27 protein-coding genes are annotated in these 25,319 nt (G+C 35.3%); 8 read left to right on the top strand and 19 right to left on the bottom strand.

Annotated elements, in window-relative coordinates:
• Positions 1 to 14: 14 nt before the first annotated feature.
• Positions 15 to 1,289, bottom strand: a complete 1,275-nt coding sequence (locus ACVC43_RS14655) for a dihydrolipoamide acetyltransferase family protein (RefSeq protein WP_452225281.1) — start codon at positions 1,287 to 1,289, stop codon at positions 15 to 17.
• 197 nt (positions 1,290 to 1,486) lie between these two features.
• Here ACVC43_RS14655 and ACVC43_RS14650 point away from each other — a divergent pair, with 197 nt between their 5' ends.
• A complete protein-coding gene (locus ACVC43_RS14650; protein ID WP_452225280.1) occupies positions 1,487 to 1,960 on the top strand; it encodes an Lrp/AsnC family transcriptional regulator in 474 nt (157 codons plus the stop codon).
• Between the two features lie 77 nt (positions 1,961 to 2,037).
• Here the strand turns inward: ACVC43_RS14650 and ACVC43_RS14645 are convergent, their stop codons facing one another.
• The 15 genes from ACVC43_RS14645 to ACVC43_RS14575 form a co-directional block, all read right to left on the bottom strand.
• On the bottom strand, positions 2,038 to 2,634 hold the full coding sequence (locus ACVC43_RS14645; protein ID WP_452225279.1) for an acyltransferase: 597 nt from the start codon (positions 2,632 to 2,634) through the stop codon (positions 2,038 to 2,040).
• An 84-nt stretch (positions 2,635 to 2,718) separates the two neighbouring features.
• Complete coding sequence (locus tag ACVC43_RS14640; RefSeq protein ID WP_452225278.1) at positions 2,719 to 3,471, bottom strand: enoyl-CoA hydratase/isomerase family protein; 753 nt, start codon at positions 3,469 to 3,471, stop codon at positions 2,719 to 2,721.
• 50 nt (positions 3,472 to 3,521) lie between these two features.
• Positions 3,522 to 3,806 (bottom strand): GIY-YIG nuclease family protein, encoded by a 285-nt coding sequence (locus tag ACVC43_RS14635; RefSeq protein ID WP_452225277.1) that lies wholly within the window; start codon positions 3,804 to 3,806, stop codon positions 3,522 to 3,524.
• 160 nt (positions 3,807 to 3,966) lie between these two features.
• Positions 3,967 to 6,504, bottom strand: coding sequence for a phenylacetic acid degradation bifunctional protein PaaZ (gene paaZ / locus ACVC43_RS14630; RefSeq protein ID WP_452225276.1), 2,538 nt, complete (start codon positions 6,502 to 6,504; stop codon positions 3,967 to 3,969).
• Between the two features lie 83 nt (positions 6,505 to 6,587).
• Positions 6,588 to 7,799: a 3-oxoadipyl-CoA thiolase gene (gene pcaF / locus ACVC43_RS14625; protein ID WP_452225275.1), complete on the bottom strand. Its 1,212-nt coding sequence runs from the start codon at positions 7,797 to 7,799 to the stop codon at positions 6,588 to 6,590.
• A 282-nt stretch (positions 7,800 to 8,081) separates the two neighbouring features.
• A complete protein-coding gene (ypfJ, locus tag ACVC43_RS14620; RefSeq protein WP_452225274.1) occupies positions 8,082 to 8,942 on the bottom strand; it encodes a KPN_02809 family neutral zinc metallopeptidase in 861 nt (286 codons plus the stop codon).
• A 27-nt stretch (positions 8,943 to 8,969) separates the two neighbouring features.
• Entirely contained in the window at positions 8,970 to 9,380 is a 411-nt protein-coding gene (locus ACVC43_RS14615; RefSeq protein WP_452225273.1) for a PaaI family thioesterase, read from the bottom strand.
• A gap of 136 nt (positions 9,381 to 9,516) precedes the next feature.
• Positions 9,517 to 10,671, bottom strand: coding sequence for a 3-hydroxyacyl-CoA dehydrogenase NAD-binding domain-containing protein (locus ACVC43_RS14610; protein WP_452225272.1), 1,155 nt, complete (start codon positions 10,669 to 10,671; stop codon positions 9,517 to 9,519).
• A 56-nt stretch (positions 10,672 to 10,727) separates the two neighbouring features.
• Complete coding sequence (locus ACVC43_RS14605; protein WP_452225271.1) at positions 10,728 to 11,510, bottom strand: enoyl-CoA hydratase-related protein; 783 nt, start codon at positions 11,508 to 11,510, stop codon at positions 10,728 to 10,730.
• Between the two features lie 151 nt (positions 11,511 to 11,661).
• Positions 11,662 to 12,162, bottom strand: a complete 501-nt coding sequence (gene paaD / locus ACVC43_RS14600) for a 1,2-phenylacetyl-CoA epoxidase subunit PaaD (protein WP_452225270.1) — start codon at positions 12,160 to 12,162, stop codon at positions 11,662 to 11,664.
• 146 nt (positions 12,163 to 12,308) lie between these two features.
• The gene (paaC, locus tag ACVC43_RS14595) at positions 12,309 to 13,064 is read right to left on the bottom strand and encodes a 1,2-phenylacetyl-CoA epoxidase subunit PaaC (protein WP_452225269.1); all 756 of its coding nucleotides are present in this window, start codon (positions 13,062 to 13,064) and stop codon (positions 12,309 to 12,311) included.
• A 172-nt stretch (positions 13,065 to 13,236) separates the two neighbouring features.
• Positions 13,237 to 13,527, bottom strand: coding sequence for a 1,2-phenylacetyl-CoA epoxidase subunit PaaB (gene paaB, locus ACVC43_RS14590; RefSeq protein WP_452225268.1), 291 nt, complete (start codon positions 13,525 to 13,527; stop codon positions 13,237 to 13,239).
• Positions 13,528 to 13,604: 77 nt separating this feature from the next.
• Complete coding sequence (gene paaA / locus ACVC43_RS14585) at positions 13,605 to 14,561, bottom strand: 1,2-phenylacetyl-CoA epoxidase subunit PaaA (RefSeq protein WP_452225267.1); 957 nt, start codon at positions 14,559 to 14,561, stop codon at positions 13,605 to 13,607.
• Between the two features lie 216 nt (positions 14,562 to 14,777).
• Positions 14,778 to 15,851: a 2Fe-2S iron-sulfur cluster-binding protein gene (locus ACVC43_RS14580; protein ID WP_452225266.1), complete on the bottom strand. Its 1,074-nt coding sequence runs from the start codon at positions 15,849 to 15,851 to the stop codon at positions 14,778 to 14,780.
• A 59-nt stretch (positions 15,852 to 15,910) separates the two neighbouring features.
• On the bottom strand, positions 15,911 to 16,480 hold the full coding sequence (locus ACVC43_RS14575) for a TetR/AcrR family transcriptional regulator (protein ID WP_452225265.1): 570 nt from the start codon (positions 16,478 to 16,480) through the stop codon (positions 15,911 to 15,913).
• An 81-nt stretch (positions 16,481 to 16,561) separates the two neighbouring features.
• On the opposite strand from ACVC43_RS14575, the gene ACVC43_RS14570 reads away from it, so the two are divergent.
• The gene (locus ACVC43_RS14570) at positions 16,562 to 16,867 is read left to right on the top strand and encodes a rhodanese-like domain-containing protein (protein ID WP_452225264.1); all 306 of its coding nucleotides are present in this window, start codon (positions 16,562 to 16,564) and stop codon (positions 16,865 to 16,867) included.
• On the opposite strand, the gene ACVC43_RS14565 is transcribed toward ACVC43_RS14570, so the two are convergent.
• The 3 genes from ACVC43_RS14565 to alaS form a co-directional block, all read right to left on the bottom strand.
• Positions 16,862 to 17,476 carry a DUF4230 domain-containing protein gene (locus ACVC43_RS14565; protein WP_452225263.1) on the bottom strand — a complete coding sequence of 205 codons (615 nt, stop codon included), beginning with the start codon at positions 17,474 to 17,476 and terminating at the stop codon, positions 16,862 to 16,864. The two genes, ACVC43_RS14570 and ACVC43_RS14565, sit on opposite strands and share 6 nt — an antisense overlap.
• Before the next feature lie 223 nt (positions 17,477 to 17,699).
• The gene (locus ACVC43_RS14560) at positions 17,700 to 18,707 is read right to left on the bottom strand and encodes a GSCFA domain-containing protein (protein WP_452225262.1); all 1,008 of its coding nucleotides are present in this window, start codon (positions 18,705 to 18,707) and stop codon (positions 17,700 to 17,702) included.
• A complete protein-coding gene (alaS, locus tag ACVC43_RS14555; RefSeq protein WP_452225261.1) occupies positions 18,700 to 21,315 on the bottom strand; it encodes an alanine--tRNA ligase in 2,616 nt (871 codons plus the stop codon). Before alaS ends, ACVC43_RS14560 begins: the two co-directional genes overlap by 8 nt.
• 222 nt (positions 21,316 to 21,537) lie before the next feature.
• On the opposite strand from alaS, the gene ACVC43_RS14550 reads away from it, so the two are divergent.
• The 6 genes from ACVC43_RS14550 to ACVC43_RS14525 all read left to right on the top strand — a co-directional run bounded on the left by ACVC43_RS14550 (position 21,538) and on the right by ACVC43_RS14525 (position 25,314).
• Positions 21,538 to 22,509, top strand: a complete 972-nt coding sequence (locus ACVC43_RS14550) for a M23 family metallopeptidase (RefSeq protein WP_452225260.1) — start codon at positions 21,538 to 21,540, stop codon at positions 22,507 to 22,509.
• On the top strand, positions 22,509 to 22,838 hold the full coding sequence (locus tag ACVC43_RS14545; RefSeq protein ID WP_452225259.1) for a MerR family transcriptional regulator: 330 nt from the start codon (positions 22,509 to 22,511) through the stop codon (positions 22,836 to 22,838). Before ACVC43_RS14550 ends, ACVC43_RS14545 begins: the two co-directional genes overlap by 1 nt.
• 11 nt (positions 22,839 to 22,849) lie before the next feature.
• On the top strand, positions 22,850 to 23,449 hold the full coding sequence (locus tag ACVC43_RS14540) for a LemA family protein (RefSeq protein ID WP_452225258.1): 600 nt from the start codon (positions 22,850 to 22,852) through the stop codon (positions 23,447 to 23,449).
• Positions 23,450 to 23,457: 8 nt separating this feature from the next.
• Complete coding sequence (locus tag ACVC43_RS14535; protein ID WP_452225257.1) at positions 23,458 to 23,898, top strand: TPM domain-containing protein; 441 nt, start codon at positions 23,458 to 23,460, stop codon at positions 23,896 to 23,898.
• 80 nt (positions 23,899 to 23,978) lie between these two features.
• Complete coding sequence (locus ACVC43_RS14530) at positions 23,979 to 24,764, top strand: TPM domain-containing protein (RefSeq protein ID WP_452225256.1); 786 nt, start codon at positions 23,979 to 23,981, stop codon at positions 24,762 to 24,764.
• 76 nt (positions 24,765 to 24,840) lie between these two features.
• Positions 24,841 to 25,314 carry a TPM domain-containing protein gene (locus tag ACVC43_RS14525; protein WP_452225255.1) on the top strand — a complete coding sequence of 158 codons (474 nt, stop codon included), beginning with the start codon at positions 24,841 to 24,843 and terminating at the stop codon, positions 25,312 to 25,314.
• Positions 25,315 to 25,319 lie beyond the last annotated feature (5 nt).

The raw sequence follows: 25,319 nt of genomic DNA, 5'->3' as shown, positions 1-25,319 counted from the left end.
GACATCTTAACATTTTATATTTTCCGATTTACATCAAACTGCTCAAAATAATCGGCTACGCGACGTACAAAGCTTCCTCCAAGAAAACCATCGACAACGCGATGGTCGAATGACAATGATAAATACATCATGCTTCTAATAGCGATTTCATCTCCATTTTCAGTTTCGATAACTTCTGGTCTTTTTTTGATGATTCCTAAGGCTAAAATCGCCACTTCTGGTTGGTTAATTATTGGTGTTCCCATAACACTACCAAAGGTTCCAACGTTGGAAATGGTAAAGGTGCTTCCTTTAATATCGTCGCCTGCTAATTTATTTTCTCTTGCTTTTCCAGCGAGTTCATTTACGTTAGCTGCGATTGTTTTTAAATCTTTAGTATCTGCATTTTTTACTACAGGAACAATTAAATTTCCACTTGGTAAAGCTGTTGCCATACCAATATTAATATCTTCTTTTACGATGATGTTGTTACCATCTACAGATGCATTTATATTCGGGAAATCTTTAACTGCTTTTGCTACTGCTTCTACAAATAAAGGCGTGAATGTTAAACGTTCTCCATGTTTTTCTTGGAATGCTATTTTGTTTGCATTACGCCAGTTTACCATATTGGTTAAATCGGCTTCAACATAAGCAGTAACGTGTGGTGACGTATGTTTTGAATACACCATATGATCTGCAATCATTTGACGCATGCGGTCCATTTCGATGACTTTTCCTTTGCCTTTATCGAATTTTAATTGCGGAATACGATATGCTGTTGGATCTTTCTCTGCAGTTGGTTGCGCGAATTTAAATGGTCGTCCTTCTTCTATATATTGAAACACATCGCTTTTTCGTAATCGCCCTTCGTTTCCTGTTGCAGGAATACGTGCTAATTCTTCAAAGCTAATGTGATGTTCTTTTGCTATTTTTATGATTAATGGTGAAAAGAAAGTATTTGTGTTATTTATTGAAAATGATGTTGGAGTTGAAGGTTTCTGAATAGTTTTTGGTTTTTTAACTTCATTTTTCTTTTTCTGAGACGTCTCGACTGCGCTCGACGAGACAATTGATTTCTTTTCAGATTTAGCTTCATCTGAAACTTCAAGAATTGCCATAACTTCTCCAACTGGCACAACATCTTTAGCCTGAAACAAAGTTTTTACTAAAGTTCCTGAAGCTGGTGCAGGCACTTCGTTATCTACCTTATCTGTTGCTACTTCGAGTATAATATCACCTTCATCGAAGCTATCTCCTTCGGAAATTAACCAATTAATGATTGTTCCTTCAGAAATACTTTCACCCATTTTGGGCATTTTTAATTCAAATTCCTTCAATACTTTTAATTTAATTGTCAGAAATAAAAATAAGTATTTTCAATATTTTATTTAGTTAAAATCTGACTTTAAAAGCTATAACAGAATAAGATTCCTTTATTTGTTAATTTTTAAGAATTAAAAACTTTTTATTAATATATTAGCCTTACTTAAAAAAATAAAATTCTATGGCTGCGACACTCGATAAAATTGATGTAGAAATCCTTTCTCTTCTACAAAAAAACAGTAATCGAACCACTAAAAGTATTGCTACTGCTTTAGGAATGACCACAACTCCTATTTTTGAACGCATTAAAAAATTAGAAAAAGAAGGCTATATAAAAAAGTATGTTGCCATTTTAAACAATAAGAAAATAGGCTTAAAACAGACCGTTTTTATTGGTATTACACTACAAGGACACACAAGAAGTTACTTGGAAAAATTTGTAACTCAAATTAATAGTTTTCCAGAAGTTATTGAATGTCACAGAGTGAGTGGTAATTTTGATTACTTGCTAAAATTAGTGGTTGAAGATATTGAAGCTTACGAAACGTTTATCATCTCAAAACTCACTTTGTTGCCTTATTTAGGGAACGTACAAAGTTTGATTACATTATCTACTGGAAAAGAAACTAATGAGATTGATTTGACTCAGGTTTAGTTGTTATTAGTAATTAGCTGTTTAGCTTCTCGATACAATTCCGATAAAAAATCGGAATCACTCGAAGTGACAATACTTTATTTTTTAAAAGTATCTCTCAACGTTTTATAGGCTTCTTCTTGAGTTGGTAAATCTTTTGGTACTTCTCTTAATGGCTCGACTTCTATAAGTGTTTCGTGACAATCCGTAGGTAATTGTTGATATAACTGCGTGCCTTTTGTTTTCCAGGCTATCATTTCATCACTTACTTGTTTGATGACTTTTGCTGGATTACCAACGACCAAACTGCGTTTAGGGATTATAGTTTCGGCTTTTACGAATGCCATGGCTCCAACTATGGATTCGTCTCCAATCTCGGCATCGTCCATAATTACTGTGTTCATTCCAATTAGACAATTTCTGCCCAAATTTGCGCCATGAATAATGGCTCCATGACCAACGTGTGCACTTTCTTTAAGTGTGATTGATTTACCTGGAAACATGTGTACTGTACAGTTTTCTTGTACGTTTACACCATCTTCTAAAATGATTTGTCCCCAATCACCACGAATGGCTGCTCCTGGACCAACGTAACAGTTTTTGCCAATAATAACATTTCCTGTTACTGCAGCCAATGGATGCACGAAACTGGATTCGTGAACGACAGGTGTGTAGCCTTTGAACGAATAAATCATGTATAATTTATTACTTGTCATTCAGAGCGAAAGCGAAGAATCTTTTAATGAGATTGCTACGTCCTTCGTCCTCGCAATGACAGATTATTTAAATCCTTTTAATTTCTCTTTTGTAAATTCTGAAAGCACTAATCTTCCACTTGTTTCTGCGCGTTCTGCTAATAAATTATCCCAATCTTCTGTTCCTTTCCAGAATACTTTTTTCATTTCCATCATTGCGTCTGTGTTGTACGTACATAAGTGTTCAGCTGTTGTTTTTACAGCTTCGTCTAATGCTTCGGCACTTTCATACAATTGGGTAAATAAACCTTTTTCTTTTGCCCATTCTGGTGAATAAAAAGTATTAGCATCTATAGCAATTTGCGACATGGCACTTAATCCCATTTTACGCTCAATAGCTGGCCCTACGACAAATGGCCCAATTCCAATGTTTAGTTCACTTAGCTTGATTGCTGCGAATTTTGTAGCCATACAGTAATCTGTAGAGGCTGCTAATCCAACGCCTCCACCAACAGTTTTACCTTGGATGCGTCCAATAATAAATTTTGGACATTTACGCATTGCATTTATCACATTTGCAAAACCTGAAAAGAATACTTTTCCTGTTGCTGCATCGTTAATATTAATCAATTCTTTGAAACTTGCGCCTGCACAAAACGTTCTGTCGCCTCCGCTCTTTAGAACGATAACTTTTATGTCGTCGTTAGTTCCTGCATCGGTAATGGTTTGTGCTAATTTTGCTAATACATCTCCAGGCAAGGAGTTGTGAGCAGGATGAAAAAACTCTATGTATCCTACTTCGTTTTGTATATCTATTTTTACGTATGGGTCGCTCATCACATTTATGTGTTCCCGTGAAAACGGGAATCTGATTTTATTAGTTAATATTATAAATTTTTATACAAATCCATCCAATCAGGATTCAATTTTTCTATGAGTTCAATTTTCCAATCTCTATTCCATTTCTTCATTTGCTTCTCTCTCAATTTAGCCTCAGCTTCTGTTTCAAACTCTTCTGAATAAACAAGCTTGTCTAAATTATATCTTGCGGAAAATGTAGTTGGATGAACCTTATTTTTATGTTGATATATTCTTTTCTTTAAATCTTTTGTTTTTCTAATATACAAAACGCCATCTTTTTTATTTGTGATAATGTAGATATAGTGTTTCATGTTCACTTTCCGCGAAAGCGGAAAACTTTTTTATATTAAACCCTGTTTTAATCAGGCTACTGATTTCTCACAATAACTGCGGAAATCTTTTTAATATTAAACATATTGCTTCTATTTATGAGATTCCCATTTTCGTGGGAACTTTGAACAATTCAATTTTTTACAAAAGATTGAATTGTTCAAAGTGATGGTTAAGATGTTTACGTTCTAATAAATAAGACTCATATTTATTCAATTCACCAAAAACTAAGTTTTTTAATTTAGCCTTTGGATGTTCTTTAAAGTACTCAATATATTTTTCTCTCTGTTCTTTAAAAATTTTAATTGCTGTTTCTAAATCAGCATGTTTTAAATCATCTAATTTATCTTTTTCTAACTGCGGAAATTGGCTGTTTTTTGGAAATTTATCGTAATTATATAAACTGGCGTGTACCTTTTCTAAAATCTTTTCCGGTGTGGCAATTTCAAAATCTTGTATCTCACCTGAGGTTATTTTATAGGTATATTCCAAATGCTCAATCATGTGTTGAGGCGTCATGATTCCCCATTTTGGTTTGGTATCTTCTTTCAGTTTATTTAAACATTCTTCAATCTTTTCCGAAGTCATTTCAACAAAAACTTCCTGTTTTTTCTGAACCATAGTTAAAATGGTTGCAACAGCAACTAACGGACTGTCTCTTTCGGTTTTTTCGCTCTCTGGTCTGTTTTCAAAATTAGCATCAAAAACCTCAACGTACCATTTAACAATTCCGCTTGGATGTTCCGCAGAAGCGACATCTCTATCTACTTTTTCTTTACACGTTAAGCGAACATATATCGTGTCGTTATGATATAACGGTCGTAAAAACCGAATACTATCCAAGCCATAATTGGCAGCGACTGGACCTTTGTTTGGATGCACAAATAATCCTGCTGCGGCAGAAATTATAAAATAACCATGTGCTGTACGTTTCTCGAAAATACTACCGTCTAAAGAGGTAATGTCTGTATGTGCATAAAAATGATCCCAAGTAACATTGGCAAAATTCACGATGTCTGTATCTGTAATCGTTCGATTATGCGTTTTTAGAGACATGCCTGGTTGAATGTCTTCCCAATGGTATTTAAATGGATGCATTTCTGCTTCCTTATATTTTGCATTTTGCTGGTAAATGCCTGTAATTTCGGTTATTGTAGTTGGTGAACCTTGAATAGCAGTACGTTGCAAATAGTGTTTTATGCCTCGCATGCCTCCCATTTCTTCTCCTCCTCCAGCACGACCTGGACCACCATGAACCAAGTACGGTAATGGTGAACCATGACCTGTACTTTCTTTAGCGCTTTCTCTGTTTAATACTAAAATTCTTCCGTGATGACTTGCTGCATTTATGACGTATTCTTTTGCAATTTTATCGTCATTTGTAGCGATTGAAGATACTAATGACCCTTTTCCCATTTGGGCTAAAGTAATGGCTTCGTCTAAATTTTTATACGGCATTATGGTACTTACAGGACCAAATGCTTCACGTTCGTGAATAACCGTATTTTGGAAAGGATGATCTGCTCTAAGTAAAATCGGACTAATAAAAGCGCCTTTTTTGGCATCTGCACCAATGGTTTCAATTGTATCTAAACTACCATAAACAATTTGTGCTTCTTTAGCTAAATCATTTACTGAATCTCGAACAGCCTGAACTTGTTGATGACTTACAAGCGAGCCCATCCTGACTTCCTTCAATCTTGGATCACCAATAGTGACTTTATCTAAAGCCTTTCCTAATTGAATTTGAACATCTTCAACTAAATTTTCTGGAACAATAATTCGACGTATTGCTGTACATTTTTGACCAGCTTTAACTGTCATTTCTTTTCTTACTTCTTTAATAAATAAGTCGAATTCTGGTGTTCCAGGCACTGCATCTTCTCCTAATATTGATGCGTTTAAGGAATCTGCTTCCATAGTAAAAGGCACCGATTCTTGAATTAGTCTTGGATGTGCTTTAAGCAATCTTCCTGTTTGTGCAGAACCTGTAAAGGTTACGACATCTTGAGATTCTACGGTGTCTAAAATATTTTTAACGGTTCCGTTTATAATTTGTAATGCGCCTTCTGGTAAAATACCTGAATCGATAATAGTTCTTGCTACTGCTTCAGCTAAATACGATGATGAAGGAGCTGGTAAAACCACAGCAGGAACTCCAGCCATCCAGTTTACTGCACATTTTTCTAACATGCCCCAAACTGGGAAATTAAATGCATTAATATGCACAGCGACGCCTTTTTTTGGCACCATAATATGATGTGCCATAAAGCGTCCGCCACGAGATAAATCAATAGCATCACCTTCTACGTGATACGGTTGATTTGGAAAAAGCTTTCTTAGCGAAGCATTAGCGAATAAGTTTCCGAAACCACCTTCGATATCGATCCAGCTATCCACTTTTGTTGCTCCTGTTCTGTAACTTAATTCGTAAAACGCCTCTTTTCTTTTGGTAAGATATAATGCTAAACTTTTAAGCATGTTACCACGTTCTTGAAAAGTCATTTTCCGAAGAATTTCTCCTCCTTTTGTTCTTCCGTAGTTTAGAATTTCAGGAATATCTAAACCTTCAATTGCGACGCTTGTAAAAGCTTCGCCAGTAACAGCGTCTAATATCGGTGTACCTTCCTCTTTACCTGTAGTCCAGTTTCCTTGGACGTAGTGTTGTATTTTTTTCATACTAATGCCCACGAAAGTGGGTATCTCATTAATTAGACTTATATATTAAATACCTACAAGGTTTTTGAAACCTTGCAGGATTTTTAAGCATTTACATTTTCAATCACGCATGCATAACCTTGACCAACACCAATACACATGGTAACCAAAGCGTAGCGTTTGTTCTGTTCCTGCAACTCTAATGCTGCTGAATACGCCAAACGTGCACCAGTTACACCAAGTGGATGACCAATAGCAATTGAACCTCCATTTGGGTTTAATCTTGCGTCATCGTCTGCAATTCCCCAAGCGCGTGTGCACGCTAAAGCTTGTGCAGCAAATGCTTCGTTAAGCTCAATGATGTCTATATCGTCCATGGTTAAACCTGCTTTTTTGAGTGCTTTATTTGAAGCTTCAACAGGACCAATTCCCATAATCCGTGGTTCTACTCCAACTACTGCAGAACTTACTATGCGTGCCAATGGTTTTAAATTGTATTTTTTTACGGCGTCTTCTGATGCTATAATTGTTGCAGCAGCTCCATCATTTAATCCTGAAGAATTTCCAGCTGTTACGCTTCCACCTTCTTTTTTGAAAGCTGGACGTAATTTTCCTAAAACATCTAAAGAGGTTGTTGGTTTTACAAATTCATCTTTAGAAAATTGGATTGGATCTTTTTTTCGTTGCGGAATTTCAACCGTTACTATTTCTTTTGCTAAGCGTCCGTTTGCTTGCGCTTTGGTAGCTTTCATCTGGCTCCAATACGCAAACTTATCTTGATCTTCTCTTGAAATATTATACTTTTCTACAAGATTTTCGGCAGTGTTTCCCATACCATCTGTTCCATATAATTTTTCCATTTTCGGATTGATAAAACGCCAGCCGAAAGTAGAATCGTACATTTTTGAATCGCCTCCAAATCCAGTTGATGGCTTTGCAATAACGTATGGTCCACGCGTCATATTCTCAACGCCTCCAGAAATAAACACGTCGCCATCTCCTGCTTTTATGGCACGATTGGCGTGAATAATTGCTGATAAACCTGAGCTACACAAACGGTTTACAGTTTCTCCTGGAACTGTAAATGGTAATCCTGCTAAAAGCGACGACATTCTCGCAACGTTACGATTATCTTCTCCTGCTTGGTTTGCACAACCCATAATGACATCGTCGTAAGCTTCTTTTGGTATGTTTGGGTTTCGTTTAACAATCTCCTCAATTACAATGGCGCCTAAATCGTCTGTTCTCACAGCAGATAATGTGCCTTTGTAATTGCCTATTGGTGTTCTAATTCCGTCTATAATATATGCTTCCATGTTAAATGCCTGCGAAAGCAGGTATCTTATTAATTGTTATTACTCTTTTTTTGGCGTTACTTTTTGCTCATACCTACAAGGTTTAGATACCAAACCAAGTTTGGCACTTCGCCTTACAGGATCACAAAAAGTCGGGCTTTCCGTTATATCTTTTTCTCGTTCCTCAAAAAAGGATGCCACTTCAATCCCTAACGCACTTGCTTGCTATGTTTTCACTTAATCAAAGTTAATTTTCGGTTTACTAAAAGATTCCTTACCGATGGCTATCGGGATTAGCAGGAATTAATTGAGAAGTGCCGAAAACGTATCCCCATTTCTAATATCTCCTGTATTATAACCTTTCATAAACCACTGCATGCGTTGTTGTGATGTACCGTGTGTAAAACTATCTGAATTCACACTTCCTCTTGTTCGTTTTTGTATAGCATCGTCTCCTACTGCATTTGCGGCGCTTAAAGCCTCCTCTATATCTCCTTCTTGTAAATACTTTTTATTGTGGTGTGCCCAAACACCTGCATAAAAATCGGCTTGAAGTTCTTGAGCAACAGATAATCTATTGGCCTCAGTTGTACTCGCTCGTTGTTGTAACTGTCTTACTTTTTGCGACGTTCCTGTTATGGTTTGAATATGATGACCAATCTCATGTGCAGTAACATACGCAATAGCAAAATCGCCACCTTTTGCTCCGAAACGCGTTTTTAATTCGTCGAAAAAAGCTAAATCCATATATAGTTTTTGGTCTCCTGGACAATAAAAAGGTCCAGAAGCCGAACTCGCATTTCCACATGCAGTTGAAACTGCATCGGTAAATAAAACCATTGTAGGTTTTTTGTAAGTTTCTAAGTTATTATCCCTGAAAATCTTAGTCCAAACATCTTCGGTATCAGCCAAAACAGTAGCCATAAAGTCACCCATGACTTTTTCTTCGCTTGTTAACTCTCTTTGCTCCACTTGTTGCGTGGTTTGACTACTTCCTACCTGTTCAAGAATTGGCGCTAATTGCTGCCCTGTCTCTCCTCCAAATAGCTGTAAAAGGATTACAACTACTGCAATTGCTCCGCCTCCAGCTACTAATTTACCTTTGTTGCTCATGCCACGTCGGTCTTCGACGTTACCACTTTGTCTTCTACCTTGCCATTTCATGTTTTAATATTTTAATTGTTTGTTATATTAGTTTTCTTCCCAGTTTTTTTGAGTACGATAAACCACGCCTTTAAATAATGCTACCAACTCATCTCCTCGCTTTACTTCAATAATATTGAAGCCTAATTTATTATTTACTTTTTCAATTACAGATTCTGCAATTATATAATCGCCTTCATTTAATGCTTCTATATGATTTATACTTGTTTCAATAGAAACAGCATATTTACCATGCGTGTTTGCTGCAAACCCGAAAGCAGTATCTGCTAAAGAGTAACTAATTCCTCCATGCGCCTTGTTCATGCTATTTAGCATGTCTTTTCTTATGGTCATTGCTACTTTACAACGCCCTATTTCACTTTCTAAAACTTCTATTCCCAACCACGTGCTGTACGCGTCTTGAGATAACATTTTATGTGGGATTTGTTCACCTTTCATATTTATTTCCCACGAAAGTAGGAATCTTATTGTTTTATTATTGAAACTCTTCGACAAGCACAGAGTGACATTTCATTTCAATTTATTCTCGATACAAAATTGCTGTAAAAGCAATTTCACTCGAACTGACATTCTATTAAAAAAATGTTTTGTTTTCTCTTTTCATTTTACGCAATAATGGACTGCAACGGTATCTATCTTCATGGTATTCATTATACAACTCATCCATTTTATTAACGCACCAATCGATTCCTTTTTCATTTGCCCAAGCTAATAATCCTTTTGGGTAATTAACGCCTTTTGTCATTGCATTGTCTATATCTTCTGCTGAAGCAATGTTTAAAAACAAAGCATCTGCTGCTTCGTTGATTAGCATGACTAATACTCTATCAAAAATTGCTTGCGCTAATACTGTATCTTCTTTTGGTTTTGGTTTTACAGCTCCTTCAGAATAATTATAATATCCTTTCCCAGATTTACGTCCTAAATAACCTGCTTCTGCAAAACGTTTTTGGGTGAATGCTGGTTTGTACCTTGGATCGAAATAGAAAGCAGTAAAAACAGTTTCTGTTACTGTGTAATTAACATCGTTGCCTATAAAATCCATCAATTCGAACGGTCCCATTCTGAAACCTCCTAAAGATTTCAAACTATGATCAATCGTTGCAAAATCGGCTAATCCTTCTTCATAAATTCTTAATGACTCTCCGTAAAATGGTCTTGCTACTCTGTTTACTATAAATCCTGGTGTGTCTTTAGCAACTGCTACAGTTTTTTTCCAATCGTTAATGGTCTGTATTGATTTTTCAAGCACTTCGTTTGATGTTTGAATGGCGGGAATGACCTCAACTAATTTCATTAAAGGTGCTGGATTAAAAAAATGAATACCGATACAACGTTCTGGTTTAATAAGTGATGCTGCTATTGATGCAATGGACAAACTTGAGGTGTTGGATGCTATAATACAGTCGTCTGATACGTAACTTTCTAATTCTGAAAATACCGCCTTTTTAATATCAAGATTTTCAATAATAGCTTCGATAGTTAGATTTGAATCTGCTAAATCCTTTAAGCTATCAACGTAAGAAATATTGGACTGGATTCTATTTTTTTCTTCAGAATCCATTCTTCCTTTTTCGATTAAACGCAGTAATATTTTCTCTAATGCAGCTTCAGCTCTACTTAAAGCCGCTTGATTGGTATCGTATAATTTTACTTTGCAACCAGAAGTTGCAGCCACTTGCGCGATGCCACTTCCCATTGTTCCAGAACCTATTATTCCTATATTCATTTTATTGCTTTGAAAACCTACACGGTTTTTAAAACCTTGCAGGTTGATGTCGTTAATTAATTACCTTTAAAATTAGGTTTTCTTTTTTCTATGAATGCAGCTACGCCTTCTGCATAATCTTCACTTTGAGCTGCTTCTATTTGTAATTTAGACTCTAAAGCCAATTGTGACTCTAAATCGTTAGTCATAGATTTATTGTACAATTCTTTAATCATGCCTAAGGCTTTGGTTGGCATATTTGCCAGCTTTGAAGATAGTTTATTAATCGTGTCGTTAAATTCTTCAAGCGGCACGCACTTGTAAATCATACCCATTTTCTCTGCTTCTTCAGCTGAAATTTTATCACCTAACATGGCTAATGCTAATGCTTTTTGAAAACCTATTAGTCGTGGCAAAAAAAATGTTCCTGCACTATCAGGCACTAAACCAATTAAACTAAACGCTTGAATAAAACTCACTTTTTCGTGTGCTACTACAATATCACAAGCCAAAGCAATATTTGCTCCTGCTCCTGCTGCGACACCGTTTACTGCTGCGATTATTGGCTTTTTTATAGCTCTTAATCTTGTAATTATTGGATTATAATGTTCATCGAGAATCTTTTTAAACCCTGGATTTAAATCTGGATCTGTGACTTCTTTTAAATCTTGACCAGCACAAAATGCTTTTCCGTTTCCGGTAAGCACGATTGCTCTTACCTCTTTATTTTTTTCGCAGGCATCTAAGGTGTCGTGTAATAAAAATGCCATTTCACGATTGAAGCTATTGAATACTTCTGGTCTGTTTAGCGTTATTGTTGCTATTTTATTTTCGATATTAAGCAGAATGCTTTTGTTCATTTTTTTTACTTTTATTTTGAGACCTCTCGACTGCTCTCGAGGTGACATTATCATATTTTTAAGTGGATTCCGCATTTAGTGCGGAATGACAAATTCTTCAATTTATAATCTCACTACTCTTTAATGAGATTCCTGCCTTCGCAGAAATTTGTTATTTTAAACATTTAAAATAGTCAAACGGTTCTTGGCAATCGTCACATTGAAATTGTGCTTTGCATGCTGTGGAACCAAACTGACTTATTAATCTTGTATTTTTTGAACCACAATTGGTACACTTTACCAATCGTTTTCCATTTAGCAAAACCTCTTTATCTGCTTCAGCATTTAATGGCGCAGCTATACCATAATCTTCTAAAGCTTTTCTACCTCTTGGTGTTATCCAATCGGTTGTCCAAGCTGGAGCAAGAATTAATTCTATTTCTGAATTATATCCTGCTTCTTTGAGTGCTTTTTTTATATCATCTCCTATAACATCCATTGCTGGACAACCACTATAGGTTGGCGTTATTTGCACTTTTACACTATTATTTTCTATGACTGCCGAACGAACAACTCCCATATCCATAATGGATAATACCGGAATTTCAGGATCTGAAACTTGTTCCAAGATTGGAATTAAGATTTCGTCTATGTTTTGTTCTGTTGTTGTCATGTTCACTTCCCATGAAAATGGGAATCTTATTTTATTGCTTCTCGATACAATTTGCTCATACTTCCCAAATCACTCGAAGTGACGTTTACTTTTTAACCGAATAGCTTTTGCTTTTCGATTATGAGATTCCTGCCTGTGCAGGAATTTTACCATTCCATATTAGGATAAGCACGTTGCATGTATTGCATATCGCTTAATAAATAGCCTAAATGTTCGGTATGTATTCCTTTTTTTCCTCCTTTTTGGAAATATTTTGATTCTGGAATTTCTAAAGTTGCTTCGGTTAAGATGTCGTTTACTTTAGCATAATAAGACTCTTTTAATTTTGTGACATCAACTCCAATATGTTCTGAAACCATTGCTATGTCGGCTTCGGTTTGATGAAATAATTCGTCTGTGTACGTCCATAGGTTATTAACGGCTTCCTGTGTTTTCGCTTTACTTTGTTCTGTTCCGTCTCCAATTCGCTTCACCCAATCTGACGAAAAACGTTCGTGATAACTTACTTCTTTTATTGATTTTGTTGCAATGGCTGCCAATGTAACATCATGACTTTTTTGCAATTCGTTTAAAAGCAACAAGTGGTATACATCGAACAAAAACTGACGTACAATGACGTAAGCAAAATCTGTATTTGGCTGCTCTACTAATAATACGTTTAAATAGTCTCGTTCCTTTCTTAAAAAAGCAATATCATCTTCAGTTGTGTCTTCTCCCTTTATTTTTGCTGCATATTGGTAATAACTTCTTACTTGTCCGAATAAATCTAAAGAGATATTAGTACATGCAATATCAGTTTCTAAACTTGGACCATGACCACATAATTCTCCTAATCGTTGTCCGAGGATAAGACTGTTATCTGCAATACCAAGTATATAATTATATAAGTTTTCGTTTTTCATGTTATAACCTTTCCGCCTTTCAGGCACCTTTCCTTGAAAAGGAAAGAAATTGTTAGTGATTAACTGTTTTTTTAATGAGATGCTTCGACAAGCTCAGCATGACATTTAGTTTCAATTTTTGATTTACTTTCGGTGGATGAAATCCCGAAACAAGTTCGGGATGACGCAAGCGTCACATATGTTTCACCTCATCTGGTAAATCGTAAAATGTTGGATGACGATATACTTTGTCTTGAGCTGGCTCAAACATTTCTCCATTATTCTCTGGGTTTGATGCTGTAATGTGTTTAGATTCTACAACCCAGATACTAACGCCTTCACTTCTTCTTGTGTATACATCGCGTGCATTTTCTAATGCCATATCTTCGTCTGTTGCGTGTAAACTTCCGCAGTGACGATGTTCTAATCCGTTTTTACTTCTTACGAAGACCTCCCAAAGTGGCCAGTTTTTTTTGTTTGACATAATTTATATGTATTTTTTCATCTGGTTCTCGATACAAAATTGCAAAAGTGCAATTTCACTCGAACTGACAATGACAATTATATTGCTTGTTTTTGTTTTCTATCTTGTTTCTTTTCTGCATAAGCCATTGCTGCATCTCTAACCCATTCGCCGCCTTCCCAGGCGTTTACTCTTGCTTTCATTCTTTCTTTATTGCATGGTCCATGACCTTTTACCACTTGCCAAAACTCATCCCAATTAATTTCTCCAAAATCGTAACTTTGGCGTTCTTCGTTCCATTTTAAATCTGGATCTGGAATGGTGAGTCCTATTAAATCTGCTTGTGGTACGGTTTGATCTATAAATTGCTGACGTAACTCGTCGTTAGACTTTCGTTTTAGCTTCCATTTCATTGATTGCTCGGTATGCACAGATTCTGCATCTGTTGGACCCAACATCATTAAACTTGGCCACCACCAACGGTTTAAAGCGTCTTGTGCCATATCCTTTTGCTCTGGTGTACCATTAGCTAATTTTATCATGATTTCGTAACCTTGTCGCTGATGAAAGCTTTCTTCTTTACAAACACGAATCATCGCTCTTGCATATGGCCCATAACTGGTGCTACATAATGGTACCTGGTTAATTATGGCTGCACCATCGACCAACCAACCTATTGCTCCCATATCTGCCCAAGTGACTGTTGGGTAATTAAAAATACTTGAGTATTTGGCTTTTCCAGTATGCAATTGCTCGTATAATTCTTCTCTTGAAACACCTAAGGTTTCGCAGGCACTATATAGGTATAAGCCATGACCAGCTTCGTCTTGTACTTTTGCAAGTAATGCTACTTTTCGTCTTAATGATGGTGCTCTGGTTATCCAATTGCCTTCTGGCAACATGCCTACAATTTCGGAATGTGCGTGCTGCGACATTTGCCTGATGTGCGTTTTACGGTACTTTTCTGGCATCCAGTCTTTAGGCTCTATTTTTTCGTCGCGCGCAATGCGTGCTTCGAATTGTTCTTCCAGATTTTTTATTTGTTCTTCACTCATTTTCTTTAGCTTTAAGCTATTGGCAATTGGCCTTTAGCTGATTGAACTTTGTTTTTTTAGCTGTTGGCTGTTGACCTTTTGCTGTTGCGGACTTCGACAAGCTCAGTCCAAGCGTTAAGGATTGAGGCATTGTTGGAGCTCCTCGAAGAGAGCGACTGCCGAAAGCCTGACGCTTTTTTGCCATTAAAAGCAAAAAAGGGTAACGCCATTATTATTTTACACGTCGAAATCGACCACTACTTTTTTTGATGTTGGCACTGCTTGACAGCTCAACACATAATTTTGTGCAACTTCTTTGTCTTCTAATGCGTAGTTAATTTTCATTTCTACGTTGCCTTCTTTTATTTGACATTTACAGGTGCTGCAAACGCCTCCTTTGCATGCGAAAGGCAAATCGGCTCCTGCACCTAATGCGGCATCTAAAATATTATCGTATTCTTTTGTCATGGTGAAAGAAAACTCTTTACCACCATCTACAATTGTAATTTCTGTGCCTTCTACATTTTGCTTAGAAAGTCTTTCGGCTCTTTTTATATCTTCGTCTGACAATCCGGTTACAAACAACTCGAAATGTACCAAGTTTTTTGGTAGTCCTTTCTTTATTAAATAGTCGCCTACGTAATTTACCATTTTCTCCGGACCGCAAAGAAATACTTCGGAGGTGTCTGGAATATCGATAAATGTTTTGGTTAAGATATCCATTTTTTCATCATCAAATCTCCCGTTAAACAATTCGATATCTCGACGTTCTTTAGTTAGGAAATAGTAGATTTCCAATCTTCCAAAATATTTATTTCTAAGCTGTTCTAATTCTTCTTTAAAGATAATAGATTTTGCTGTTTTATTTACATAAAATAGCTTGCTGGTCGCGTTAGGCTCTTCGGCTAAATGTGTTTTAACCATTGATAACACTGGAGTAATACCACTTCCAGCTGCAAAAAACAAATAATTTTTAGCTGCTTCTGGTTTTGAATCCACACCAAAAGTACCACTTGGTGCCATAACTTCTAACTCATCACCTTTTTTGAGTTCTTTAACGGCGTAATTTGAAAATACACCTTCAGGAATTTGTTTGATTGCCACTTTCCATTCTTTATCCAGAGGACTTGAGCATAAAGAGTATGAACGACGAATATCTTCGCCATTAATTATCTTTTTTAAGGTTAAATGCTGTCCTTGCCTAAATTTAAAAACATCTTGAAGCGCTTCTGGGATATCGAAAGACACTACAGCACAATCACCTGCTTCTATGTAAATGTCTTTAACTTTTATATTATGAAATTCTGCCATTTGTATTTTTTAACTAACACTTGTTAGTTTCAATTACAAATATACAAAAATTCAGAGAATTATTGTTTGATTCCGTTAATTAGGATATTGCTAAGATTGTTTGTTAATTCTAATGGGTTTAAGTCTTCTTTTTTAGGAATCCAAAGGTGCAACGAACGTAAAGTAGATAGTATTGAAAATAGCATAACTTCGGGATTTTCGTTTATAATTTCGCCTTTATTAATACCTTCTATAATTATGGTTCTAAAATTAGCTTCGTAATCTGTTCGTAGTTTTAAGTAATACGCTAAGCTTTCTTCAAGATGCATCCAATCGTTATTTAAAGAGGACATCCCAAACGTGTTTTTGGTAGTTATTGTAATGTGAAGTGATATAACCTGCTTTAGTTTCTGGATATTATTTATTTTTGAAGACATAATCACTTCTATACCATTAGTGAACGCTTCTGCAATAGAAATTATAATTTCGGTTAAAATAGCCTGCTTAGAACTAATATGATTGTATAAGCTGGACGCTTTGATGCCCATTTCTTTTGCAATATCTCGCATACTTACAGCACTATACCCTTTTTCCTTAAAAAGTTTAGCTGATGTTTTTATTATTTCTTCTTTGCGGGTTTGGTGTTTCATTCTTATTTTTAATGCGCTATAAAGGAGAGAGAACCACTATAAATATGCTTAATATTTTGTAAATTTAAACAAAAAGAAACTATGGGATTTTTAGACTTTATTTTTGGCGCTAAAAAGCGACAAGTTGAAACATATTTAAACAATGGCGCTATAATTTTAGATGTAAGAACTCAGCGAGAATGGGATAATGGGCATATTGAAAATTCTAAACATATTCCTTTAAATGAATTAAATAATCGCGTTGAGGAAGTTAAAGCTTTAAATAAGCCTGTAATTGTTTGTTGCCAAAGCGGTGTGCGCTCTGCGAAAGCTGCTAAATTTTTAAATTTAAATAATGTTGATGCTACTAATGGTGGTGGATGGGTTAGTGTTAAAAACAGATTATAGTTTTAAATCCTGAAAGGCTTCTGGAGAATTTATTGGATTTTCGTTGTATTGCAAGGTCCAGCCTAAAGAGTTTGTAAGAATATAAAATTTAGACAACTCACTTATTAATCTGTTTTTTGCATTTGTTTTTAAATCTGAAGCTTCAATTTTCTTCATTAACTGCGCGTTTACTGTTTTCTTTATTGCGTTATAGTCTTTGGCTTCAAATGGATTTAGAAAATCGGCTTGAATGTCGTAATATTCAAAGTCTGGACTAATTTTTATTTCTTCTTCTGGTATACTTAAAATGGTTAAAGTCTTGGTTGCTTCATCTATTTTATATTCAATTTTACTTAAATCGTAGGCAACTGTTACGTCTGCATTTACAACTACAAGCGCCTTTTTTTCTACAGAAATTAAACTCGCAAATAAATTTTTAGAATTATTATAATTGAATACTTGGCTAAAATGGCCTTCTGTAACCACAAGCTTCCCAACATTTTTAATAGATTCTTGAATTAAGGCTGAGTTTTCCTTTAGAACCATTTTGTCTTCACGTTGATCTCCACAATATTTAAAGGTAAAAAGTATGATTAATGTGACGATAACACCAAATAATATTTTTTTCATGAATTGAAAATAAGTAAAAACAATCTAAGACAAAATAGGGAAATAAAAAAACATCAACTTCTAAAAAGCAGTTAGCTTAATTAGGAATTGATGTTTCAAATTATAGTATTGATTAATAGCGAATTAAATATAAAAATAGAAACCTGTAGTTTATAATAAAATCGACAAATGACTTGAAAATTAGCCAAAGAACCTAATAGAGCACATTTAAAAATGCTTAACGTTAATTAAAAGACGCGTTAGGGAAATCTTTTTTAAGTGCTTCCATTTGTTGATTTAATTTTTTAAGAAATATTTGATGCGCCTGAGAATTTTTGTTGAATGGTTTATGCTGAAGTCCTTTTTGAATGGTTTCTACCTTTAGCATTGTTTCTTGTGTTACTGCCGCCATCCAGACTTGCACAAACTTTTCCCAAATATAAGTTACGGCTGTATCGTTAGGGTGTAACATATCGCTCTTATAGAAACGATAATCTCTAAGCTCGTCCAACATAATTTCATAGGAAGGGAAATAATTTAAACTTTTAGACTGCTCTTGCGTTGACAACACCGATTGAATTGCCGAAATTAAATGCGATTTGCTTTGCGTATTTTCAATAAAACCATCTTTTATATGCCTTACTGGCGACACCGTAAACACAATTGTAGCCTCTTTATTTACAGATTTTATAGCTTCAATGCTGTTTTCAATACTTTGCTTGATACTGTCAATAGATAACAAGTGTTTATCGAATTGGTTTTGAGCTACTTTGTGGCAATTAGCCACAGTTTCTCCATTAGAAACCAAATTATAAACCCAAGCAGTACCAAATGTAATTATTATGTGAGTTGATTGGGTAATTTGCTTGTTCGTAAGTAATAATTGCGCGTTTAACGTTTGTAGTAAACCATCTTTAGAAGTATTACTTAAACTGGAATGCGCATCGAAACAATGCCATTGCTCATTGTGTAAAAATATGTCTTTTTCAGAATACAGATTTTTATCGATGGCACGTGCCAGTAAATTTTCGATTGCCTTTGAATGAAATAAAATACCAAATGGATTAGAAACATTCTGAAACTTAAAGTAGCTAAATTTAGCACCAATATTTTCTGAAAAACACGAGCCTAAAAGCAAGAGTTTTGAGTTATAATCTATTTGATTATGTTCTTGCTGTTTAAGTTTTATTTCGGTTTGTAGTTTCATTGCATTAGATTCTGAAACAAGTTCAGAATGGCGTGTATTATTCAATATATTTTTTTGCTTGTGATAGTGCCTCCTCAATACCAGTTGGATTTTTTCCGCCAGCAGTGGCAAAAAACGGCTGTCCGCCTCCGCCTCCTTGTATTAATTTTCCTAATTCTCTAACTACAGTTCCCGCATTAAATCCACGTTCTGCAACCAACTCTTTAGAAATATAGCAGGTTAATAAGGCTTTTCCGCCAGCATCAGATCCAAATAACAGGAATAAATTTTTATGTTTCTGTCCTAGCTCAAAGGCCACATCTTTAATACCTGAAGCATCTAAATCTACTTTCTCTGCTAAAAACAGTACACCATTAATTTCGCTTAAATTACTGGCTAACTCACCTTTCATGTTTTTGGCTTTGTCTTTTAATAAGCCTTCTATTTGCTTTTTAAGATCGGAATTTTCATTTTGAAGTTTAACTAAAGCTTCTTTAGGATCTTTAGCGTTATTTAAAAGCGCCTTCATTTCAGAAAACACCTTGCTTTTTTCAACATAAAAGTTTTTAACAGCATCGCTTGTAATGGCTTCAATTCTACGAATCCCAGCAGCAACAGCTCCTTCACTTACAATTTTAAAATGCCAGATATCACTTGTGTTTTGTACATGTGTTCCACCACATAATTCTATAGATTGCCCAAATCGAATAGTACGTACAGCATCTCCATATTTTTCGCCAAACAAAGCCATTGCACCATCTGCAAGTGCTTTATCCATTGGAACGTTTCGGCTTTCCTCTAATGGTAATTTACCTTCAATTCTTCGGTTTACAAAATTTTCTACTTCTTGTAATTGCTCTTCGGTAACTTTAGAGAAATGAGAAAAATCGAAACGCAAATATTTAGAATGTACTGCACTTCCTTTCTGCTCTACGTGCGTGCCTAGAATTTCACGTAATCCTTGATGTAATAAATGTGTTGCCGTATGATTACATTCTGTTCTGTAACGCTGCTTAGCATCTACTACAGCTTTGAATGTTTCGTTTATATGCTCTGGTAAATTTTTAGCAAAATGAATAATTACATTGTTTTCTTTCTTAGTATCTACAATGTAAATAACATCTCCATGTATGTCTTCCAAGTAGCCCTTATCGCCTACCTGACCACCTCCTTCTGCATAAAAAGGTGTTAAATTGAATACTAATTGATACATTTCACCATCTTTTTTGGAGGTGACTTTTCTGTATCTCGTTATTTTAACATTCGCTTCTAAAGCGTCGTAACCAATAAATTCTTGTTCGGCATCTTCAATTAGTGTAGTCCAATCTTCAGATTTTAGTGATGACGATACTCGACCTCGATTTTTCTGTTTTTCGAGCTCCGCATTAAATTCTTCTAAATTGTAGGTATAACCTTTTTCACGCAGAATCAAATCGGTTAAATCTTCAGGAAAACCATAGGTGTCTTTTAATTCAAAAACTTTAGCTCCTAAAACTTCTTTTCCTTTTGTAGTTTCAACAATACGGTCAAGCAATAGCAAACCTTGATCTAAAGTCCTTAAAAACGAGGTTTCTTCTTCTTTAATTACGTTTTCAATTAATTGTTTTTGTACTTTTAATTCTGGAAATGCGTCTCCCATTTTAGCACTCAAAACATCGACTAATCTGTAAATAAATGGTTCTTTTTTATCTAAAAACGTAAAGCCATAACGTACGGCACGACGTAAAATTCTTCTTATTACATAGCCAGCACCAGTGTTACTTGGTAATTGCCCATCGGCAATAGAAAATGCTACGGCACGCACATGATCGCTTATTACACGAATAGCAATATCTATTTTCTCTTCTTTTCCGTAATCTTTATCTGTAATGGTTTCAATTTCACGAATAATTGGTGTAAAAACATCGGTATCGTAATTAGATTTTACATCTTGCAATACCATGCACAAACGCTCGAAGCCCATTCCTGTATCTATATGTTTGTTTGGTAAATTTTCAAGTGAACTGTCTGCTTTACGGTTGTATTGCATAAATACTAAATTCCAGATTTCCACCACTTGTGGATGATCCATATTTACCAAATCTTTACCGTTTACTTTTGCTTTTTCTTCTTTAGAGCGAATATCTACATGGATTTCACTGCAAGGCCCGCAAGGTCCTTGATCGCCCATTTCCCAAAAGTTATCCTTTTTATTACCTTTTAAAATACGGTCTTCACTAATGTATTGTTTCCAGATATTGTAAGCTTCGGTGTCCATTTCCAGGTTGTCTGCATCCTCACTTCCTTCAAAAACTGTGACGTATAAAATATCTTTATCGATTTTATAAACTTCGGTTAATAACTCCCAAGCCCAAGCAATGGCTTCCATTTTAAAATAATCTCCAAAAGACCAATTACCTAACATCTCGAATAAGGTATGGTGATAGGTATCGTAACCAACTTCTTCTAAATCGTTATGTTTTCCAGAAACACGCAAGCATTTTTGAGTATCTGTTAAGCGGTTATTTTTTGGTTGCGCATTACCTAAAAAAAACTCTTTAAAAGGTGCCATTCCAGAGTTTACAAACATTAAGGTTGGATCATCCTTTAAAACCATTGGTGCAGATTGCACGATACTGTGTTTCTTTTTTTCGAAGAAATTTAAAAATGTAGAGCGAATATCTTGAGACTTCATCTGTTGTTTTTATTCTTTTTTATATTGTAAGATGGAATTTACCAAGGCACACTTTAGTTAGTGATACACTCATGCGTTGGCTCATTCCATGTAATAATGTTAATAATCTTGTTTTGCTAATTACAAACCTTAGAAAACAATTTATATATTTGTTTTACGTTTTTATTGAAAGTTTCTCGATTTCGAGTTCGCTTTCATTGCAAAAATAGCATAAATTAGATAATGAGTAAGGTAAAATATTATTATGATTCTGATACGTTGTCGTATCGCAAGATTGCACGTAAAAAACGTCGTACTTTTAAGTACCTTTTAGCTTTTTTATTTGCCGCAGCTTTATTTGGCGTGCTGACTGTTTTTTTAGCAAGTCAGTTTTTCGAATCTCCTAACGAGAAAGCTTTAAAGCGTGAGTTAAGCAATATGCAATTACAGTTTAATTTGCTTAATAAAAAAATGGATGAAGCAGAAGCCGTACTGGCAAATGTTGAAGAAAGAGATAATAATATTTACAGGTTGTATTTTGAAGCCAATCCGATTCCAGACGAGCAACGTAAAGCTGGTTTTGGTGGCGTAAACCGTTATAAAGTATTCGAAGGCTTTGATAATTCTAAACTCATTAAAGAGAGCAATAAACGTTTAGACATCCTGCAAAAAAGAATTGTTGTACAATCGAAATCGCTTGATGAAATTGCTGTTTTAGCAGAAGAAAAAGAAAAATTTTTAGCAGCTATTCCTGCTATTCAACCAGTTACAAACGAGGACTTAACACGTATGGCCTCTGGTTTTGGTATTAGAACCGATCCTTTTACAAAAGCAAGAAAAAAACATTGGGGAATGGATTTTACCGCACCAAGAGGAACACCTGTTTATGCTGCTGGCGATGGTGTGGTTGAACGTGCAGATAGTAATAGTTCTGGTTACGGAAACCACATAAGAATAGAACATGGCTATGGCTACGTGTCACTTTATGCACATTTATATAAGTATAATGTAGGCAAAAACCAAAAAGTTAAACGCGGAGATTTAATAGGTTTTGTAGGAAGTACAGGTAGAAGCGAAGCGCCTCATTTACATTACGAAATCTTTAAGGATGGTGAACGTATTAACCCTATTAACTTTTACTATGGTAGTTTAACTGCCGAAGAATTTAGCAAACTGCTTGAGCATGCTTCATTAGAAAACCAATCTTTAGATTAATGCAAATCGAACTTCCAGAAAAACGTTATTATGCCATTGGCGAAGTTGCCAAAGCTTTTAACGTTAATACGTCTTTAATACGATTCTGGGAAAAGGAATTCGATATTTTAAAACCTAAAAAAAACGCAAAAGGCAATCGTAAATTTACACCAGAAGATATTAAAAATCTTAAATTTATTTACCATCTGGTGAAAGAACGCGGCTTTACTTTAGAAGGTGCAAAAATCCATTTAAAAGAAGAAAAGCAGAAAAGCCTTACTAATTTTGAAATTATTAGTAAATTGGAAGGCATAAAAGCACAACTTACTAAACTTAAAAACCAACTTTAAAACCATTTATCATGAAAAAATTTTTAATTCCTTTAATTGTTATTGGCATCATTATTTTTGCACTATACTCTTGGGGAGTAGGTATAAACAATACTGCTGTAGAACTCGAAGCCAACGCAAAAACAGCGTGGTCTAACGTAGAAAGCAGTTATCAACGAAGAAACGATTTATACAGTAGCGTAATAAAAACGGTCCAAGGTTCTGCAGATTTTGAAAGAACAACTCTTAACGAAGTTATTGAGGCACGATCTAAAGCTACGTCTGTTAATATTGATGCTAACAATTTAACTCCAGAAAACGTGGCTAAATTTCAAGAAGCACAAAGCCAATTAAGCGGATCGTTTAGCAGGCTTATTGCATCGTTTGAGCGTTATCCAGAATTAAGAACGACTGAGCAGTTTAAAGAATTTATTTCGCAACAGGAAGGTACAGAAAACCGAATTAATGTGGCCAGAGATCGCTATAACGAAGCCGTAAATAAATATGATATTTACACCACAAAATTCCCTAACAAAATTCTTGCAGGCATGTTTGGCTTTAAGGAAATGGCAAGATACAAAGCAGATCCAGGCTCGGAAAAAGTACCTGACGTTGAATTTAAATTTGAATAATTCTATTCATGCAAAATCCAGTTGAAGCATTTTTAACAACTATTGAAGAACAAGAAATTGTAGCTGCCATTCGTGAAGCAGAATTGCTAACCTCTGGTGAAATTCGCGTACATATAGAAACCACTTCTAAAGGCAATATTGAAAATCGTGCTTTAGAAGTGTTTTCTATTTTAAAAATGGAACGCACCGAATTACACAATGCTGTTTTAATTTACGTTGCAGTTAACGACAAAGCTTTTGCCATTTATGGAGACAAAGGCATCAATGCAGTCGTTTCTAATACCTTTTGGGACGACACTAAAAACGCCATACAAAGTCATTTTAAAAACGGAAACTATAAACAAGGTTTAGTTGATGGTATTTTATTGGCCGGACAACAATTAAAAACACATTTCCCATACAAAGCAACAGATATTAATGAGTTGCCAAATACTATATCTAAAGGATGAATATTTTGAATCTTCAGTTTTCAGTCTTCAGTTCTCAGTATGTATTTAAATGCAATAGAAAGGTTATAAAACTAATTGTTTTGTTTCTGTTTTTATGCTCACAGTTTTCATTTGCGCAATATAAAATTCCAGATGTTCCAAAATTTCAAACCAGTGTTTACGATTACATAAATTTACTTTCCCCAGCAGAAAAAAGCACGCTTGAAAATAAACTTGTAAAATACTCCGATACGACCTCAACGCAAATTGTTGTTGCTATCATAGCATCAACTCAAGGCGAATACATAAACTACCTTGGTACGCAATGGGCAGAACAATGGGGAATTGGCGACGAACAAAAAGACAACGGTATTTTTATACTGTTAGCCAAAGACGACAGAAAAATAAGTATTAATACTGGTTATGGCACAGAACATTTAATGACAGATGCCATGTCGCGTCGCATTATTGAACGCGATATTATTCCCTATTTTAAACAAGAAAATTACTTTGGTGGTCTAAATCGAGGTGCAGATGCCATTTTCGAGGTTATGCAAGGCGAATACCAAGGCACGCGACAAAGCAGTAGCGAAGGCGGTATTCCTGTTGGTGTTATCTTTTTTATGTTTATTGTATTTATAATAATTCTTGTTTCTATAACAAAAAACAGAAGAGGTGGTGGTAACAATGGTACCGGTTTCGATAGCCGAAGTACTACTGGTAGTATTCTTGAAGCTATTATACTTAGCAACTCTGGACGTGGAGGCTACAGAAGTGGTTCTGGTGGTTTTGGCGGTGGCTTTGGAGGAGGCTCTGGAGGTGGTGGCTTTGGTGGCGGTTTTGGAGGAGGCGGCTTTGGTGGTGGTGGTGCTTCTGGTGGATGGTAATTTATAACACTTGATGCTACTCTATCATGGTTCCAAGATTTTGTTTGCTTACTAACTCATATCTATATTTTAAAAAATGAAAAACCTCCTGTTTCTTTTAAGCTTTCTATTATGTCTTTCTTGTAAACAGCATGTTCGGGATACATTCTATAATCATGCGGTTGTTCAGGATAATAGTGATTTATTTTCTAATGTTGAAGAAAAAAAACTTTCAGAAAAAATAATTAATTACGAAAAACTCACAACTAACCAGATTTGTATAATTACAATTGATTCTGTACCTAATAATAGAGCTATATTATCTCACGCAACAAACCTTGCCAACCAACTTGATATTGGCTTGAGAGCGAAAGACAATGGGCTTTTAATATTAATTTCTAAGTTCGACAGACAAGTGGCTATTGCAACCGGAGTGGGAACCGAAAAATCTGTTACAGATATAGTAGCCTCTGCAATTATTGAAAAAACAATAGTGCCTAACTTTAAAGATCAGCAATATTTTGAGGGTGTAAGTGTAGGATTAGATTCTATTTTTATGAAGTGGCAGTAAGAGTG

This window comes from Lacinutrix chionoecetis, from assembly GCF_053604665.1.
The sequence above is the reverse complement of the archived record's forward strand: the minus strand, read 5'-3'. Positions and strand labels throughout refer to the sequence as shown.

Coding starts and splice junctions, on each gene's coding strand:
- ACVC43_RS14655 (WP_452225281.1), bottom strand. CDS start 1,289: ATGGGTGAAAGTATTTCTGAAGGAACAATCATTAATTGGTTAATTTCC.
- ACVC43_RS14650 (WP_452225280.1), top strand. CDS start 1,487: ATGGCTGCGACACTCGATAAAATTGATGTAGAAATCCTTTCTCTTCTA.
- ACVC43_RS14645 (WP_452225279.1), bottom strand. CDS start 2,634: ATGATTTATTCGTTCAAAGGCTACACACCTGTCGTTCACGAATCCAGT.
- ACVC43_RS14640 (WP_452225278.1), bottom strand. CDS start 3,471: ATGAGCGACCCATACGTAAAAATAGATATACAAAACGAAGTAGGATAC.
- ACVC43_RS14635 (WP_452225277.1), bottom strand. CDS start 3,806: ATGAAACACTATATCTACATTATCACAAATAAAAAAGATGGCGTTTTG.
- paaZ (WP_452225276.1), bottom strand. CDS start 6,504: ATGAAAAAAATACAACACTACGTCCAAGGAAACTGGACTACAGGTAAA.
- pcaF (WP_452225275.1), bottom strand. CDS start 7,799: ATGGAAGCATATATTATAGACGGAATTAGAACACCAATAGGCAATTAC.
- ypfJ (WP_452225274.1), bottom strand. CDS start 8,942: ATGAAATGGCAAGGTAGAAGACAAAGTGGTAACGTCGAAGACCGACGT.
- ACVC43_RS14615 (WP_452225273.1), bottom strand. CDS start 9,380: ATGAAAGGTGAACAAATCCCACATAAAATGTTATCTCAAGACGCGTAC.
- ACVC43_RS14610 (WP_452225272.1), bottom strand. CDS start 10,671: ATGAATATAGGAATAATAGGTTCTGGAACAATGGGAAGTGGCATCGCG.
- ACVC43_RS14605 (WP_452225271.1), bottom strand. CDS start 11,510: ATGAACAAAAGCATTCTGCTTAATATCGAAAATAAAATAGCAACAATA.
- paaD (WP_452225270.1), bottom strand. CDS start 12,162: ATGACAACAACAGAACAAAACATAGACGAAATCTTAATTCCAATCTTG.
- paaC (WP_452225269.1), bottom strand. CDS start 13,064: ATGAAAAACGAAAACTTATATAATTATATACTTGGTATTGCAGATAAC.
- paaB (WP_452225268.1), bottom strand. CDS start 13,527: ATGTCAAACAAAAAAAACTGGCCACTTTGGGAGGTCTTCGTAAGAAGT.
- paaA (WP_452225267.1), bottom strand. CDS start 14,561: ATGAGTGAAGAACAAATAAAAAATCTGGAAGAACAATTCGAAGCACGC.
- ACVC43_RS14580 (WP_452225266.1), bottom strand. CDS start 15,851: ATGGCAGAATTTCATAATATAAAAGTTAAAGACATTTACATAGAAGCA.
- ACVC43_RS14575 (WP_452225265.1), bottom strand. CDS start 16,480: ATGAAACACCAAACCCGCAAAGAAGAAATAATAAAAACATCAGCTAAA.
- ACVC43_RS14570 (WP_452225264.1), top strand. CDS start 16,562: ATGGGATTTTTAGACTTTATTTTTGGCGCTAAAAAGCGACAAGTTGAA.
- ACVC43_RS14565 (WP_452225263.1), bottom strand. CDS start 17,476: ATGAAAAAAATATTATTTGGTGTTATCGTCACATTAATCATACTTTTT.
- alaS (WP_452225261.1), bottom strand. CDS start 21,315: ATGAAGTCTCAAGATATTCGCTCTACATTTTTAAATTTCTTCGAAAAA.
- ACVC43_RS14550 (WP_452225260.1), top strand. CDS start 21,538: ATGAGTAAGGTAAAATATTATTATGATTCTGATACGTTGTCGTATCGC.
- ACVC43_RS14545 (WP_452225259.1), top strand. CDS start 22,509: ATGCAAATCGAACTTCCAGAAAAACGTTATTATGCCATTGGCGAAGTT.
- ACVC43_RS14540 (WP_452225258.1), top strand. CDS start 22,850: ATGAAAAAATTTTTAATTCCTTTAATTGTTATTGGCATCATTATTTTT.
- ACVC43_RS14535 (WP_452225257.1), top strand. CDS start 23,458: ATGCAAAATCCAGTTGAAGCATTTTTAACAACTATTGAAGAACAAGAA.
- ACVC43_RS14525 (WP_452225255.1), top strand. CDS start 24,841: ATGAAAAACCTCCTGTTTCTTTTAAGCTTTCTATTATGTCTTTCTTGT.